Origin of the sequence: Streptomyces sp. NPDC048001, from assembly GCF_043203115.1 — a bacterium.
GTDB classification, from domain to species: domain Bacteria; phylum Actinomycetota; class Actinomycetes; order Streptomycetales; family Streptomycetaceae; genus Streptomyces; species Streptomyces sanyensis.
The window spans coordinates 73,624-87,516 of the sequence record NZ_JBIDBN010000002.1; the positions used below are offsets into that span (position 1 = coordinate 73,624).

A 13,893-nucleotide genomic window follows, 5' to 3' on the forward strand; every position below is an offset into this window, starting at 1 on the left:
CCGGGCCCGGCGGCGAGGGCGCCGGCGGGGCCCGGGCACCGCCGGCAGGGGCAGAATGACGGGATGACCTCCCTGAAGGCCGACTGCTCGCAGTGCTTCGGGCTGTGCTGCGCGGCCCTGCCGTTCTCCGCCTCCGCCGACTTCGCCGCCGACAAGGCCGCGGGCACCCCGTGCGGCAACCTGCGGGCCGACTTCTCCTGCGGCATCCACGCCCGGCTGCGCGAGAGCGGCTATCGCGGCTGCACCGTCTACGACTGCTTCGGCGCGGGCCAGCACGTCTCGCAGGTCCTCTACGGCGGGACCGACTGGCGCGAGGCCCCGGCGACGGCCTCCGAGATGTTCGCCGTCTTCCCCGTGGTGCGGCAGCTGCACGAACTCCTGCGCCACCTTCAGGAGGCCGAGGGCATGCCCGCGGCCGCCGCCCTACGGCCGGTGCTGGCGGAGCACCGCTCCGGCATCGAGGCGCTGACCCGCCTGGCGCCCCCGGCGCTGGTGCAGGTGGACGTGGACGCCCGGCGCCGGGAGGTGGGCCCGCTCCTCGGGCGGGCGAGCGAGCTGGCACGCGCGGCGGTCCGCGGCCGCCGGAGGGACCGCCGGGGCGCCGACCTCATGGGGGCCCGGCTGCGGGGGGCGTCCCTGCGTGGCGTCAGTCTGCGCGGGGCCTGCCTCATCGCCGCCGACCTCGCGGGAGCCGACCTCCGGCAGGCCGACCTGCTCGGCGCCGACCTGAGGGACGCCGGGCTGGCCGGTGCCGACCTGACGGGGGCGCTGTTCCTGACCCAGCCCCAGCTGAACGCGGCCCGGGGAGACGCCGCCACCCGGCTGCCGGACGGCCTCCTCCGCCCTCCGCACTGGTCCTGACGGGCCGCACCGAGGAGGATGCGCCCCGGCGGCGCCCCGCGCCCGCGGGCGTCCGCGCACACCGGACCGCCGGGGGCGGGCCGGGCGTCCGCCCCGCTCCCGGCCCGGACCTGCGAAATACTGGCCGAGCTGCGGACATGCCGGCCGCTGCTGGAGACTTTCGGGACCGGGAAGCGTGCCATGGGTGCTGAGATGTGCGAGGGCGGTGCGGCGGACACCGCCGGACCGGACGGGAGAAGTGGTGTGGATCGTGAGTTCCTCGCTCTCGAAAGGGAGCTGACGGTCTTCCTCCGGCGCGCGCGGGCGTCGTCCGGCGAGATGGCCCGGCAGGTGCACCCCGAACTGGAGCCCGCCGCCTACGGTCTGCTGGTCCGCCTGGAGGAGGCCGGCGAGCAGCGCGCCACCGAACTCGCCGGGTACTTCGGCGTCGGCAAGGCGACGATGAGCCGGCAGCTGCGGGCCCTGGAGGACCTGGGACTGGTGGCCCGGACCCCGGACCCCGCCGACGGCCGCGCCTCGCTGGTGCGGCTCACCCGTGAGGGCATGGTCCGCTTCCGGCACGTGCGCGACGCCCGGCGTGCGCGGTACCGCAGCAAGCTCGCGGGCTGGGACCGCGGCGAGGTGGCCGAACTGGCGCGGCTGCTGCACCAGCTGAACGCCGGGGCCGAGGACTGAGCACGCCTGCGCGGCGGCTCAGAACTCCGCCAGCACCGCCGTGGCGTCGTCGTGGAGCTTCCACCGCGGCGCCCCGGAGTCCGCGGCGGCCGCCGCGGACTCCCGTGCCCGCACCCGGTCGATCAGCCCTTGCGCGCCCTCCGTGCGGAGCAGCTTCATGCACGCCGTCCAGTCGCCCTCGGCGAACGTCTGCACCCAGCGGGCGGCCCCGTCGGTGAGCGCGGCCAGCGCCCGGACCCGCTCGCGGGGCACGCTGCCCGCCACGGCCCGCTCCGCCACCGCCGGGTCGGCCGCGGCCGTGAAGAAGCCCCCCTCGGCGTTGCGCAGCGCGTCCGCCGAGGCCTGGCTGCGCAGCGCCTCGCGGGGCAGCCGGTCGAGCCGGTCGTCCAGGACCGGCTCGACCGAGCCCTCCGGCGACTGCAGCAGCAGCACCGAGTCGGAGAGCACCAGGTACTCCAGCTCGCCGTCCGGGGCGCCCCAGCGCGCCAGGGCGACCGTCGCCTGAGGCGTGCGGACGTGAGAAAGGTCACAGGTTTGGCGGTGGGCGTCCGCGGTGCGCCGGATGGAGCGGGCGAGGATCGCCCGCAGGGTCAGCTCGGGCCGTGAACCGCACAGCTCGACCAGCGCACCGCCGAGCCGGGCCGTGAACCAGGGCACACCGTGCACACAACCGCCGCCGTCCCGCGGGGGCGTCACCCCGTCGAGGACGAGAAGTGATCCACCCTGGCCCTGAACGGGAAGCGCCGCCGACACCCAGTCCTCGTTGGGGTGTCCGGAGGTGCCGGGGGCGGTGGCGGCGTCGATGCGCATGGGCCCAGTCTGCACGACTCCTTCACCCGCCCCCCGAACGGGCCGCGGACGCCTCCGTACCGCCTGGTCAGGCCGGGCGCCCCGGGCTGACCGGCCCGGGCCGGAGGTGCGGGCGGGCATCCTGCCAAAGCCGGGGCCCCAGGTCCAGCCCGGCACGCCGTACGCCCCGCCCCGGCATGCCCGGGCAAGTTGTTCCCCAACTCCGCCATGTTGTTCACTCGTTCGGGTGGCGGAGCGGCCGAAGCGCGCCTCCCTCCGGAAGGCGCTGCGAAGGTCGGTAGCCGTACCAGGGGTGGGGCTCTCGCGCGTGAACCGGTCGTCATCTCTGCTTCATGGGTGGACGAGTCGAGCAGGATTGCGAGCACCGGTGCAGAAGAAGCGGCCTCGGGGCAAGGGCGGCAGCGCCACGTCGGACGGTGCGGAGTCCCCGGCCGATGCCACCGGTCTTCCCTCCCGGGAGGACCCGACCCCCGGCGGACGCCCCGTCCGCGTGCGTCGCAGGCTCGTCGTCGCGGTCGCCGTCGTGGCCGCGGTCGTGGCCGGTGCCGGGGCCCCCGGCATCCTCGCCGCCTCCGCCGACCTGACCGAGTCCCAGCGCCTGGTCGACCTCGCCTCGCTCGACCGGCAGGCCGTCACCCTCGCCCACTCGCTCTCCGACGAGCGCGACGAGGTCGTGGCCTACCTCGCCTCCCGGGTGGCGGCCTCCCCGGAGGACGGCAGCGCCGGGCCGGACGAGGAGGACGGCGAGGACGGCGACGACGCGGCGCCCCGCAGCCTCTCCGGCCCGCTCGCCGCACGCGTCGACCGGCAGATCGACGAGATCCGCGCGGAGCTCGGCGACGACCACCCCGACCTGCGGCGCGACCTCGCCTCGGTGCCCTCCCTGCGCCGTACCGCGCTCGGCGGCAAGAGCACCCCCCTGGACGCCCACCGCGCCTACACCTCCGTCGTCGACGGGCTCCAGGCGCTCGCCGACGACCTGGCCGAGCGGACACCGCCCCGCGCCGCGGACGCGACCCGCGCCCCGGCGGCCCTCGGACGCGCCGTCGAGCAGGCCTCCGCCGCGCGCGGGCTGCTGGTGGCCGCGCTGGCCGTGCCCCGGCCCCCGGCGCAGACCGTCTTCGACCCCGTCACCGGCCTCCCCGTCGAGAGCGAGGGCGAGGAGACCGGGGAGGCGGCCCGCACCCGCGACGCGCTCAGCGCCACCGCGCAGCAGGCCCGGGTGCGCGAACTCGCCGCGCTCGCCGACTTCGACCAGGCGGCAGGGCCGCAGGTCCGCGACAAGGTGGCCGCCACCGTGTCCGGCGCCGAGGTCAAGAGCGCCGAGGGGTACCTCGCCCGCCTGACCGACCAGCCCGCGCTCTCCGCCAAGGAGCGCACGACCGACGCGACCGCGCTGCAGGCCGCCCTCACGGCCCGTATCGAGCAGATGCGGGGCGCCGAGACGACGCTGGCCAGCGACCGCATCGCGGCCTTCGAGCAGCTGCGCGACGACGACGTCACGGCGCTGGAACTGCGGGTCGCCCTGGCCGCCGGGCTGCTCCTGGCGGCGGTGGGCGTGCTCGCCGCGGTCTCGCGCTCGCTCACCCGGCCGCTCGCGGTGCTCCGGCTCGGCGCGGCCCGGCTGGCCGCCGAACCCGACCACGGGGAGCCCGTCCGCTTCACCGGGCGCAACGACGAGTTCGCGCAGGTCGTTCGCTCGCTCAACACGCTGCACGGGCGGCTGGGGGACCTCGGGACCCGGGTGGGCCGCCTGGACAGCGACCACAGCGACCTGGTGGGCTCCCGGGAGGCGCTCAGCGGGGAGCTCGCGGCCGCCCGCGCAGAGCTCGGCGAGCGGACCGAGGAGCTGACCGCCGAGGTGGAGCGGCTGCGCCACACCGTCCACCACACCTTCGTCAACCTGTCCCTGCGCAGCCTCGGCCTGGTGGAGCGGCAACTCGCCGTCATCGAGAAGCTGGAGGACAAGGAGCAGGACCCGGAGCGCCTCGCCACCCTCTTCACGATCGACCACATGGCCACGGTGATGCGCCGCCACAGCGAGAACCTGCTGGTCCTCGCCGGCGCCGAGCACGGGCAGGGCCATGTGGGGCCGGTTCCGCTGGTGGACGTGCTGCGCGCAGCCGTCAGCGAGATCGAGCGCTACGACCGGGTCGTCATCCGGTCCCTGCCGCCGCACGCGCAGGTCGCGGGCTTCGCCGCGGACGACCTCAGCCACCTGGTCGCCGAGCTGCTGGAGAACGCCACCGCCTTCTCCCCGCCGGACGCGCAGGTCGAGATGGAGGGCTGGCTGCTGGAGAGCGGCGAGGTGATGCTCTCCGTCCAGGACGCGGGCATCGGCATGACCGCGGAGCGGATCGCGGAGGTCAACGCCCTGCTGGCGGATCCCGCGCAGCAGCCTCCGGCCGGCCGGGACGCCGAGGGGCTCGGCCTGCGCGTCGCGGGGCTGCTCGCGGCCCGCCACGGTGTGCGGGTGCAGCTGAGGGAGCACAAGCAGGGCGGCATCACCGCCGTGGTCGTCGTGCCCGAGGGGCTGCTGCCGCAGGCACCGCCCGCGCAGCCGGCGCCCGGAGCGGGGGAGGGGCAGGCCCTGAGCCTGCCGGGATCGGTGGCGGAGGCCAACTCCAACGTGCTGCCGGCCGCCCACCGCCGCCTGCCCGCGCCGCCCGCCGAGGCCACAACCGGCGCCGAGGAGGAGGACGGCGGCCCCACCGGGAGCGAGCGCCCCGAGGACGCCCTCAGGGACCCGGCCGCGCCGCTCGCCGCCGCGGCGCAGACGCTTCCGGAGACCGAGGCCCCGGCCCCGGCCGGGCGGGCGCACGAGCAGGGCGCCGACCCCCTCGGCGAGGAACTGCCGCAGGCCGACCCCTTCGTGGCGGCGGCCGAGCGCGCGATCGGCGACGCCGGGGCCGAGGGGGAGCGCGAGACCCACGAGCGGACCCCCGACGGGGCCGGCCCGGTGACCGGGGCCGCGGTCGACCAGGAGACCTTCGCCATGCGACTGCCCCCGCAGCCGCCTGAGCCCGGTCCCTCGGCGGACGGCGACCTCCCGGCCCCCGGCGCCGCCCGGCACCCGGAAGACGCCCCGCACCCGGCCGCCCCGGAGCTGACCCCGGACCCCGCAGACCCCGCCCCCGAGCCCCCGGGCACGGCGCCCGGACCGGCCCCGGCGTCGGGCGCCGAGTCCGGCACAGAGACCGGCACCGCGTCCGAGGACCCGCACCAGGAGGCCCCCGGCGGCTGGGACCGCGTGACGGACAAGGGACTGCCCAAGCGGACCCCGAGGATCGTCGGCCAGCCCTCCGGACCGGCCGAGCGCACGGGCGCGGTGGACGCCGAGGCGCTGCGCCGCCGCCTGGGCGGATTCCAGCGGGGCGCACGGGACGGCCGGCGCGATGCCGAGGCCGAGATCACCGGTGCGCCCGAGGGCGCACCGGCCGGTGCCGCCGAGGCATCGCCCGCACCGCGCGGCCGGGACGCGGGGGAGACGGGTACCGAAGCGGGGGACACAGTCGAGGAGGCACGCAGGTGACTGCGACCGGCACTTTCGGGCTGAGCAGCGAAGCCCGCAATCTGCAGTGGTTGTTGGGCAATCTGGTGGAGGAGGTGCCAGGAGTCCGCTCGGTCGCCGTCGTGTCGTCCGACGGTCTGCTGCTGCTCTCCTCCGACACCGCCCCTAAGGACGCTGCGGCGGACGGCCCCGCCCCCCGCCCGCAGAGCCCCCGCGGTTCCAGCGCCGACCTCGCCACCATCGTCTCCGGCATCGGCAGCCTCACCGTCGGCGCCGCCGGGCTGATGGACGGCGGCGGCGTCAAGCAGACCATGATCACCATGGAGGACTGCAGCGTCCTGGTGATGTCCGTCAGCGACGGCTCCCTGCTCGGCGTCCACGCCGCGCCGGACAGCGACATGAGCGTCGTCGCCTACCACATGGGGCTGTTCGTCGGCCGCGCCGGCCATGTGCTCACCCCCGAGGTCCGCAGCGAGCTGCGCAAGTCGCTGGAGAGCCCGCGGTGAGCGCCGCCGCCTCGTCCCCGAAGCTGCCCGTGCGCGGCCAGGGCCGCCGCCCCGCACGTGTGCGCCCCTACTCGCTGACCGGCGGGCGCACCCGCTTCGGCCACGTCCTGCTGGTGGAGACCTTCGTCGCCGCACTCGACGCGCCCGCGGAGCGGCGGGAGCCGAGGGGCGGCCCCACCCTCGCCGCCCGGGTGATGCCCGAACTCCGTGCCATCGTCGAGCTGTGCCGCCGGATGCGCACCGTCGCCGAGATCTCGGCGCTGCTGAAGATCCCGCTGGGTGTCGTCCGGGTGCTGCTGAGCGACCTCGCCGACCAGGGAAAGATCCGTGTGTACGGCACCGGTCACGGCACCGGCCAGCCCGACCGCGCACTGCTCGAAAGGGTGCTGAGTGGACTCCGCCGCCTCTGACACGCTCCCCGCCCGCCCGCAGGGCGACTCCGGCCCCGCCGCCACCCCACCCGCGCCCGGCGCGGCCCGGGAGCACCCCGGCGGAGCGGCCGCGCCCGTGCCGGAGCCCGACGAGGAACTCCAGGCCTGGCAGCTCGACACCACCCGCGCCCCCACGGCGGTGAAGGTCGTGGTGGCGGGCGGCTTCGGCGTCGGCAAGACCACCTTCGTCGGCGCCGTCTCGGAGATCACCCCGCTCCGGACCGAGGCCCTGATGACCCGGGCCAGCGAGGAGACCGACGACCTGTCGGCCACCCCGGACAAGGTCACCACCACCGTGGCCATGGACTTCGGCCGGATCACCCTCGACGACGACCTGGTGCTCTACGTCTTCGGCACCCCCGGGCAGCAGCGCTTCTGGTTCATGTGGGACGACCTGGTGCGCGGGGCCATCGGGGCGGTCGTTCTCGCGGACACCCGGCGGCTGCCCGACTGCTTCCCCGCGCTCGACTACTTCGAGAGCTGCGGACTGCCGTACGTGGTGGCCGTCAACCACTTCGAGGGGACACCCGCCTACGAGGCCGAGGACGTACGGGAGGCCCTGACGGTCCCGTCCCGCGTCCCCGTGGTGATCATGGACGCACGCGACAGGGCGGCGGTCGTCGAGGCGCTCCTGGCGCTCGTCGGCCACGCCCTCGAAGCCACCCCCGAATAGCCTCCCGAACCCCAACGGAGCACCGCCATGCGGAAGATACTCGTCGTCGGAGCCGGGCAGTCCGGTCTCCAGCTCGCGCTCGGCCTCCAGTCCCAGGGCTACGAGGTCACCCTGATGTCCAACCGCACGGCCGACGAGATCCGGTCCGGCCGTGTGATGTCGACCCAGTGCATGTTCCACACGGCGCTCCAGCACGAGCGCGACCTGGGGATCAACTTCTGGGAGTCCCAGGCGCCCCGCATCGAGGGCCTCGGCGTGTCCGTCGCGGGGCCCGACGGCGGACGCGCCGTCGACTGGGTCGGCCGCCTCGGCGGCTACGCCCAGTCCGTCGACCAGCGCGTCAAGATGGCCGGCTGGATGGAGACCTTCGCCCGGCGCGGCGGGCAGCTCGTCATCCACGGCGCCGCCGTCTCCGACCTCGACTACTTCTCCCGCGCCTACGACCTGGTCCTCGTCTCGGCGGGCAAGGGCGAGCTGGTCTCCCTCTTCGAGAGGGACGCCGACCGCTCCCCCTACTCCGCACCGCAGCGCGCCCTGGCCGTCGCCTATGTGCACGGCCTCGGGCCCCGCCCGGAGCACCCGGACTACGACGCGGTGCGCTGCAACCTGGTGCCGGGTGTCGGGGAGCTGTTCGTGATGCCCACCTTCACCACCTCCGGGCGCGCCGACATCCTCTTCTGGGAAGGTGTCCCCGGCGGCCCGCTGGACGTCTTCCGGGGCGTCCGGGACCCGGCCGAGCACCTGTCGCTGACCCTGGAGCTGATGGAGAAGTACACGCCCTGGGAGTACGCGCGCGCCACCCGGGTCGAACTCACCGACGCGGGCGGCACCCTCGCCGGCCGCTACGCCCCCACCGTGCGCAGGCCCGTGGGAAGGCTGCCCGGCGGCGGACTGGTGCTCGGTGTGGCCGATGTCGTGGTGGCGAACGACCCGATCACCGGGCAGGGCTCCAACTCGGCCGCCAAGTGCGCCGCCTCCTACCTGGACTCCATCACCGCGCACGGCGACCGGCCCTTCGACGAGGAGTGGATGCGCGGCGCCTTCGACCGCTACTGGGACACGGCACGGCACGTGACCAAGTGGACCAACGCGATGCTCGGTGCGCCGCCGGAGCACGTGCTCGGCCTGATCGGCGCCGCCGGTGCCCACCAGCCTGTCGCCGACCGCTTCGCGAACGGCTTCAACGACCCGGCGGACTTCGAGGACTTCTTCTACGACCCGGAGCGGACCGCCGCCTACCTGGCCTCGGTCGCCGGGGCCTGACGGGGCCCGAGCCGTGCCCGCCCGCGGCCGCGGTCCCGGGCGGGAAGGGGAGGGGCCGCGGAGCGGTGCGGGCTCGGGTGGGCCGTGGGCGGCACCGCCCGGGAGGTGCCGTGGGGGGCGGCCGTCCGGGGCTGCGCGGCAGCCCCTACCCCGGGTCCTTCGGCTTCGACCAGGGCCAGCGGATCTCGCGCCGCTCCACACCCCCGGGGGCGTACTCGTACCTCCAGCCCTGCTGCAGGTGGAGCCGCTTGCTGTACCCCGCGGGGACACGGCGGTAGACGTGCACCGTTTCGGGGGCGCCGTCGTCGTTCGGGACGGGGATCCGGTACCACTTCGGCGGGTGTCCGGTGGGCCCGACCAGGACGGGCAGGACGCGCCCGTCGAGCGGGCCGCCGCTGAAGGGGGTGTTCTCGCTTCTCACCCGGACAGTGTCACAGCAGGTGGGCCGCGCCGCCCACCACGGGGCCCAGCCGCCCGGCCAGGCTCCCGATGCGGCCGCCCCGCTGCTCCTGCTGCAGCAGGCGGGCCACGGCCCGCGCGGTCTCCTCGTCGCCGGCCGCGGTGACGCCCAGCAGGCCGACGAGGTGCTCCACGAGCCAGTCGCGCAGTTCGTCCGCCCCGGGGCGCTTGCCCTCGTCGATCCAGATCAGCGACGCGGCCTCCACGGCGGCGATCCAGGTGCGGACCATCATGCCCAGGCGCGGCCCCGGGCGGGTCACGCCGAGGTGGCGCAGGATCTGCTCCGCCGCCGCCCGGCGGACCCCGTCCACGATCGCGGTGGTCCGCGAGGTCTCCGCGACGCTGCCCCCGCGCATCAGGGCGGTGAACCCGGTGTCGTGCTGGTCGACGAAGCGCAGGTAGCGGTCGAGGACGCGGGCCACCCGGTCGGTGGGGGGCCCGTCGGCGGGCTCGGCGAAGCACCCTTCCAGCTCCTCGGCCGCCGAGCGCAGGGCCGCCTCGTAGAGCTGCTGCTTGCCGCCGGCGAAGTAGCGGTAGACGAGCGGCCGGGAGACGCCCGCCGCCTCGGCCACGTCGTCGAGGGAGACCTCCTCGGGCGGCCGGTGGGCGAACAGGCCGAGAGCCGCCGCGAGGAGCTGGGCACGGCGCTCCTCGACACTGAGCCTGCGGTAGGCGGGGGTGGCCGATGCGGGACTGGTCATGCCCGCAGGGTAGCCGCCGTGCCCGCGCCCACCGCTCGTCAGGCGAGGAGGCCCGAGCTCTTCCAGAGCCTGCGCCCCGGACCGCGCAGCAGCCCGATGTCGTCGAGGAAGTCGGTCAGCCTGCGGGCCCCGGACTGCATCACCTCGCGCCGGTGGCCGCTCGCCCTCACCTGGGCGACGGCCTGGCGCCGGTCGAGGCCCACGTTGTCGTAGACCCGGGGGTTCACGAAGCACACGGAGAACACCCTGGCCGCCTCCCCGCAGCTCAGCCGGGTGAACTCGCGCTCCCAGCGGGGTGCGGTCGCCATCTGGCGGCGCAGCTCCTCGCGGGCGTAGCGCACATGGCGGGCCTCCTCCACCACGTGGATGCGGGTCACCCCGCGCACCAGTGTCTGCACCCGCTCGTCGGGGAAGGTCAGCCGCTGCATCCAGTCCAGGATCTCCTCGCCGAGCAGCGTGGCGGCGAAGGAACCCGGCGTGGTGGACACCGTCTTCAGCACCCGGGCGAGGTTGTGGTAGACGCGGGGGACGGGGTACTCGGGGGTCCCTCCCTTGCGGATCAGCCGGGCGAACATCATCGAGTGGCGGCACTCGTCGGCGATCTCCGTCAGGGCGTAGCGGACGTGGTTGCTGGTCAGCGACTTGTCGTAGATATGACGGACCAGCAGCTGCATCAGGATGACCTCGAACCAGATGCCCAGGGAGGCCAGCGAGGCGGCCTCGTGGCGCGCGAGGTCCCGGCGCTGCTCCTCGGACATCCGCCGCCACATCGGGGTGTCGTACAGCGAGACGAGCTCGGGGGGCCAGAACCACTTGCCCTCCTCCGCCGGGGCCTCCCAGTCGAGTTCGCGGTCCGGGTCGAAGGAGTGCCTGGCGGAGGACTCGAGCAGGCGGGCGGCGACCTGCTCCCGGTCCCGGAGGAGGCCGAGGGCGTCGCGGAGCGGCTCTGCGCCGCGGGTGCTGAGGGGGGTCATGGCGGGCACCTCGTCACTGGGCTTACCGGGTCCGAGAGTTATGAGACTCCCTGTCAGCAGGCCCGTCAATCCCTTCCGCACGACTTGTTGACTGACCGTCTACCGCCATGTGACGCTGCCCACAGGTAATTGCACAGCGGTGAGCACGTAAGGGAATGCGCCAACGGATCGTGAGGCGAAGGAGCCGCCCGGTGTCGACACAGGACCGCTACACCACCCCGCCCGACTCCCTGCTCTGGCAGGTGCCCGCCGACGGGGCAGCCCGGTTCAGCTGGGAGTACGACGACGGCCGCGACCGCCTCCTCGCCCTGTACCAGAAGGGCAAGGACAAGCAGTGGGACGGCGCCAAGCGCATCGACTGGGAGCTGGAGGTCGACCCCACGGACCCGCTGGGCACCCCCGACGAGGTGCTGCCCCTGCACAACACCCGCCACTGGGCACGCCTGACCGAACGGGACCGGGGCGAGCTGCGCAAGCACTACACCTCCTGGCAGTTCAGCCAGTTCCTCCACGGCGAGCAGGGCGCGATGGTGTGCGCCGCGCGGATCGTCGAGTCGGTCCCGGACCTCGACGCCAAGTTCTACTCGGCCACCCAGACCATGGACGAGGCCCGCCACGCCGAGATCTACGGGCGCTTCCTGCACGAGAAGATCGGCATGCTGTACCCGATCAACGACAACCTGCGGGCCCTGCTCGGAGACACCCTCCGGGACTCCCGCTGGGACATGCCCTACCTCGGCATGCAGGTCCTCATCGAAGGGCTGGCCCTCGCCGCCTTCGGGATGATCCGCGACACCACGACCAAGCCGCTCCCGCGGCAGATCCTGACCTACGTCATGCAGGACGAGGCCCGCCACGTGGCCTTCGGCCGCATGGCGCTGCGCGACTACTACCGCGGGCTCACCGACGCCGAACGCCGCGAGCGCGAGGAGTTCGTCATCGAGGGCTGCTATCTGATGCGCGACCGGCTCCGCGGACTGGAGGTCCTGGAGAACTTCGGCGTCCCGCGGAAGGAGGCGGAGGAGTACACCGAGCAGTCGGAGTTCCTGCACCTCTTCCGCAAGCTGCTCTTCAGCCGGATCGTGCCCTGTGTGAAGGACATCGGGCTGTGGGGCGAGCGCCTGCAGAAGGCGTATCTGGACATGGGCGTCTTCGACCTCGGGGACGCCAACCTGGACCTGCTGATGACCCAGGACGAGGAGATGGCCGACCGGCTCGACCGCGAGCGCTTCGCCGCCGAGGAGCACGAGCGCGTCGCCGAGGTGGCCACCGCGATCGCGGAGGGCGGCGCGGAGGGGGCGGCGTAGCGCACTCCGGGTCCCGGTCGGCGCGGTCCCCGGGACCGGGGCGCGCGCGGACCGTCGCGGCGATCGCACCGCCGCCCCGCGGGGCCTGCGGGGCGGGAGCGCCCGCAGGGCGCGGCCCCCGTGCGGGCGCGGTCAGCCGGAGGCCGCCGCCCCGGCCCGTTCGCCCTCCGGTGCGCAGCCGTCCCCGGACCGCTCCGTGCCGGCCGCGGGCGGCGGGAACGAGGTGCGCAGGGTGAACGCCCGCTCCGTCGGGCCGTGCTCCCTCAGGTGCCGCAGCCGCTCCTCGGCCTCCGCCACGGAGGGCCGGTGCCCGGCGGGCACCCACCACAGTGCGGTCATGGCCTCCTTGACGCGCTCGAAGAACTCGAAGCGCCGGGCGAGCAGCTCCCGGTGCATGCCCTGGTACATGAACGCGGTCAGGGCGTTCGGGTCCCGCCACACCGACAGGTTCACGATGATCGAGGGGTCGTCGAACACGCGCACCTCGGTGGCGTCGCCCGTGTCGCCCTTCAGGCGCCACACGAAGCCGTCGGAGGCGTCGGCGACGGCGTTCACCGGCTCCAGGTTGTCGACGAAGTCCTTCAGTTCCGGGGAGTCCAGCGGGTGCTTGAGCCGGGCTATGTTCACCTGGGCGAGTTCGTAGGAGGTCATGGGCGCAGGGTAGTCAGCACCCGCTGCAGCGCAACGGATCTCCCGACCAGTGAGACGTCCGACCCCCTGGGCGCGACGAGTTGGAGCCCGACCGGGCAGCCGTCCGGGGTGAAGCCCGCCGGAATGCTGGCCGCGGGATGGCCGCTGAGGTTGAAGGCCCAGGTGAGAGCCGTGGAGTAGCGGTCAGGTCCGGGGCCGTCGTGGCCGTGCGGCCGGTTGGGCGTGGTGGGGGTCACCAGGACCTCGGCCGAGGCGAACAGGGCGTCCAGTACGCGGTCGTTGCCCTCCCGCACGGCGCGCGCCTCCTCCGGGCGGCCCCCGCGCACCGCCCGCCAGGCGTCCGCCGGGTCCGCCAGCACCGGGCCCGGGCCGGTGGTGGCCAGGAGGCCCGCCGACTCCAGGCGCCCCACGGCGGCCTCGGCGACCGCGAGGACCCCGGGGTCGACCCCGTCGGCGAACCCCAGGTCCGCCGACCACACCGCCCGCAGCGGCGCCCCGGGTGCCGGGTCCGTCCCGGGCTCCGGGCCGGGAGCGCCGAGCAGGCAGTGCAGTGCGGTCAGGGCATCGGCCGCCGTCCGGGCCAGCAGCCCGGGGGCCGCAAGCCCGGAGGGATCGGGGGAGGGGAGCAGCCCGTTGCTCGTCTTCAACCCGAACACCCCGCACCAGGCCGCCGGGATCCGCACGGACCCCGCGCCGTCGCCACCGGTCGCGAGAGCGGCCATGCCGGTGGCCACCGCGACGGCCGCCCCGGCGGAGGAGCCCCCCGGGGTGCGGTCGCTCCGCCAGGGGTTCCTGGTCGGTCCATGGGCTCCGAGTCCCCAGGTGCGCCAGGGGGTGCCGGGCCCGGGGACGGCGGTGGCGCCCACGGGCACCGCCCCCGCGGCCACCAGCCTTCGGGCGGTGTGCGCGCGGAGCCCCGAGCGGCCCTTGACCGCGAGCGGCACCCCGGCCAGTTCGGCGGACGGATCCGGCCGGGCGGCGGAGGCCGCCTTTCTCCACACCTCGACGAAGGCGCTCAGCCCGGCGTCCCGCCGGTCGATCTCCTCCAGTGCCCTGCGGATCTCCTCCATG

General features: G+C 75.0%; 14 protein-coding genes. 8 read left to right on the forward strand and 6 right to left on the reverse strand.

Annotation, left to right across the window (positions count from 1 at the left end; genetic code table 11):
- Positions 1-63 precede the first annotated feature (63 nt).
- Together ACGF15_RS04645 and ACGF15_RS04650 are read left to right on the forward strand one after the other, a co-directional pair.
- Positions 64-861: a pentapeptide repeat-containing protein gene (locus tag ACGF15_RS04645; protein WP_362606123.1), complete on the forward strand. Its 798-nt coding sequence runs from the start codon at positions 64-66 to the stop codon at positions 859-861.
- A gap of 192 nt (positions 862-1,053) precedes the next feature.
- Positions 1,054-1,536, forward strand: a complete 483-nt coding sequence (locus ACGF15_RS04650; RefSeq protein ID WP_345613267.1) for a MarR family transcriptional regulator — start codon at positions 1,054-1,056, stop codon at positions 1,534-1,536.
- 18 nt (positions 1,537-1,554) lie between these two features.
- Here the strand turns inward: ACGF15_RS04650 and ACGF15_RS04655 are convergent, their stop codons facing one another.
- Positions 1,555-2,346: a protein phosphatase 2C domain-containing protein gene (locus ACGF15_RS04655; RefSeq protein ID WP_392796913.1), complete on the reverse strand. Its 792-nt coding sequence runs from the start codon at positions 2,344-2,346 to the stop codon at positions 1,555-1,557.
- Positions 2,347-2,713: 367 nt separating this feature from the next.
- Here ACGF15_RS04655 and ACGF15_RS04660 point away from each other — a divergent pair, with 367 nt between their 5' ends.
- Genes ACGF15_RS04660 through ACGF15_RS04680 form a run of 5 tightly spaced genes read left to right on the forward strand, consistent with a single transcriptional unit; the run spans position 2,714 to position 8,730 of the window.
- Positions 2,714-5,878 carry a nitrate- and nitrite sensing domain-containing protein gene (locus ACGF15_RS04660; protein ID WP_392796914.1) on the forward strand — a complete coding sequence of 1,055 codons (3,165 nt, stop codon included), beginning with the start codon at positions 2,714-2,716 and terminating at the stop codon, positions 5,876-5,878.
- Positions 5,875-6,363, forward strand: a complete 489-nt coding sequence (locus ACGF15_RS04665) for a roadblock/LC7 domain-containing protein (RefSeq protein ID WP_345613036.1) — start codon at positions 5,875-5,877, stop codon at positions 6,361-6,363. The genes ACGF15_RS04660 and ACGF15_RS04665 overlap by 4 nt, the downstream gene beginning before the upstream one ends.
- Positions 6,360-6,773, forward strand: coding sequence for a DUF742 domain-containing protein (locus ACGF15_RS04670; protein WP_345613038.1), 414 nt, complete (start codon positions 6,360-6,362; stop codon positions 6,771-6,773). Before ACGF15_RS04665 ends, ACGF15_RS04670 begins: the two co-directional genes overlap by 4 nt.
- Positions 6,754-7,467 (forward strand): ATP/GTP-binding protein, encoded by a 714-nt coding sequence (locus ACGF15_RS04675; RefSeq protein ID WP_376426274.1) that lies wholly within the window; start codon positions 6,754-6,756, stop codon positions 7,465-7,467. Before ACGF15_RS04670 ends, ACGF15_RS04675 begins: the two co-directional genes overlap by 20 nt.
- A gap of 27 nt (positions 7,468-7,494) precedes the next feature.
- Positions 7,495-8,730, forward strand: a complete 1,236-nt coding sequence (locus ACGF15_RS04680; protein WP_345613040.1) for a styrene monooxygenase/indole monooxygenase family protein — start codon at positions 7,495-7,497, stop codon at positions 8,728-8,730.
- A gap of 145 nt (positions 8,731-8,875) precedes the next feature.
- Here the strand turns inward: ACGF15_RS04680 and ACGF15_RS04685 are convergent, their stop codons facing one another.
- The 3 genes from ACGF15_RS04685 to ACGF15_RS04695 are packed head-to-tail and all read right to left on the reverse strand — an operon-like array spanning position 8,876 to position 10,864.
- Entirely contained in the window at positions 8,876-9,151 is a 276-nt protein-coding gene (locus ACGF15_RS04685) for a hypothetical protein (RefSeq protein WP_362606135.1), read from the reverse strand.
- A 10-nt stretch (positions 9,152-9,161) separates the two neighbouring features.
- The gene (locus tag ACGF15_RS04690; RefSeq protein WP_345613043.1) at positions 9,162-9,890 is read right to left on the reverse strand and encodes a TetR/AcrR family transcriptional regulator; all 729 of its coding nucleotides are present in this window, start codon (positions 9,888-9,890) and stop codon (positions 9,162-9,164) included.
- Between the two features lie 38 nt (positions 9,891-9,928).
- On the reverse strand, positions 9,929-10,864 hold the full coding sequence (locus ACGF15_RS04695) for a diiron oxygenase (protein ID WP_392796915.1): 936 nt from the start codon (positions 10,862-10,864) through the stop codon (positions 9,929-9,931).
- Between the two features lie 191 nt (positions 10,865-11,055).
- Between ACGF15_RS04695 and ACGF15_RS04700 the strand changes: the two genes are divergently transcribed.
- Entirely contained in the window at positions 11,056-12,171 is a 1,116-nt protein-coding gene (locus ACGF15_RS04700) for a ferritin-like domain-containing protein (RefSeq protein ID WP_345613047.1), read from the forward strand.
- 132 nt (positions 12,172-12,303) lie between these two features.
- Here ACGF15_RS04700 and ACGF15_RS04705 read toward each other — a convergent pair whose 3' ends face one another.
- Both ACGF15_RS04705 and ACGF15_RS04710 read right to left on the reverse strand, forming a co-directional pair.
- Entirely contained in the window at positions 12,304-12,822 is a 519-nt protein-coding gene (locus ACGF15_RS04705) for a DUF3291 domain-containing protein (protein ID WP_392796916.1), read from the reverse strand.
- A complete protein-coding gene (locus tag ACGF15_RS04710; RefSeq protein WP_392796917.1) occupies positions 12,819-13,892 on the reverse strand; it encodes an amidase family protein in 1,074 nt (357 codons plus the stop codon). The genes ACGF15_RS04705 and ACGF15_RS04710 overlap by 4 nt, the downstream gene beginning before the upstream one ends.
- Between the last annotated feature and the right edge of the window lies 1 nt (position 13,893).

Bases quoted from the DNA above. Each gene is read 5' to 3' on its own strand.
- ACGF15_RS04645 (WP_362606123.1), top strand. From the start codon at position 64: ATGACCTCCCTGAAGGCCGACTGCTCGCAGTGCTTCGGGCTGTGCTGC.
- ACGF15_RS04650 (WP_345613267.1), top strand. From the start codon at position 1,054: ATGTGCGAGGGCGGTGCGGCGGACACCGCCGGACCGGACGGGAGAAGT.
- ACGF15_RS04655 (WP_392796913.1), bottom strand. From the start codon at position 2,346: ATGCGCATCGACGCCGCCACCGCCCCCGGCACCTCCGGACACCCCAAC.
- ACGF15_RS04680 (WP_345613040.1), top strand. From the start codon at position 7,495: ATGCGGAAGATACTCGTCGTCGGAGCCGGGCAGTCCGGTCTCCAGCTC.
- ACGF15_RS04690 (WP_345613043.1), bottom strand. From the start codon at position 9,890: ATGACCAGTCCCGCATCGGCCACCCCCGCCTACCGCAGGCTCAGTGTC.
- ACGF15_RS04695 (WP_392796915.1), bottom strand. From the start codon at position 10,864: ATGACCCCCCTCAGCACCCGCGGCGCAGAGCCGCTCCGCGACGCCCTC.
- ACGF15_RS04705 (WP_392796916.1), bottom strand. From the start codon at position 12,822: ATGACCTCCTACGAACTCGCCCAGGTGAACATAGCCCGGCTCAAGCAC.
- ACGF15_RS04710 (WP_392796917.1), bottom strand. From the start codon at position 13,892: ATGGAGGAGATCCGCAGGGCACTGGAGGAGATCGACCGGCGGGACGCC.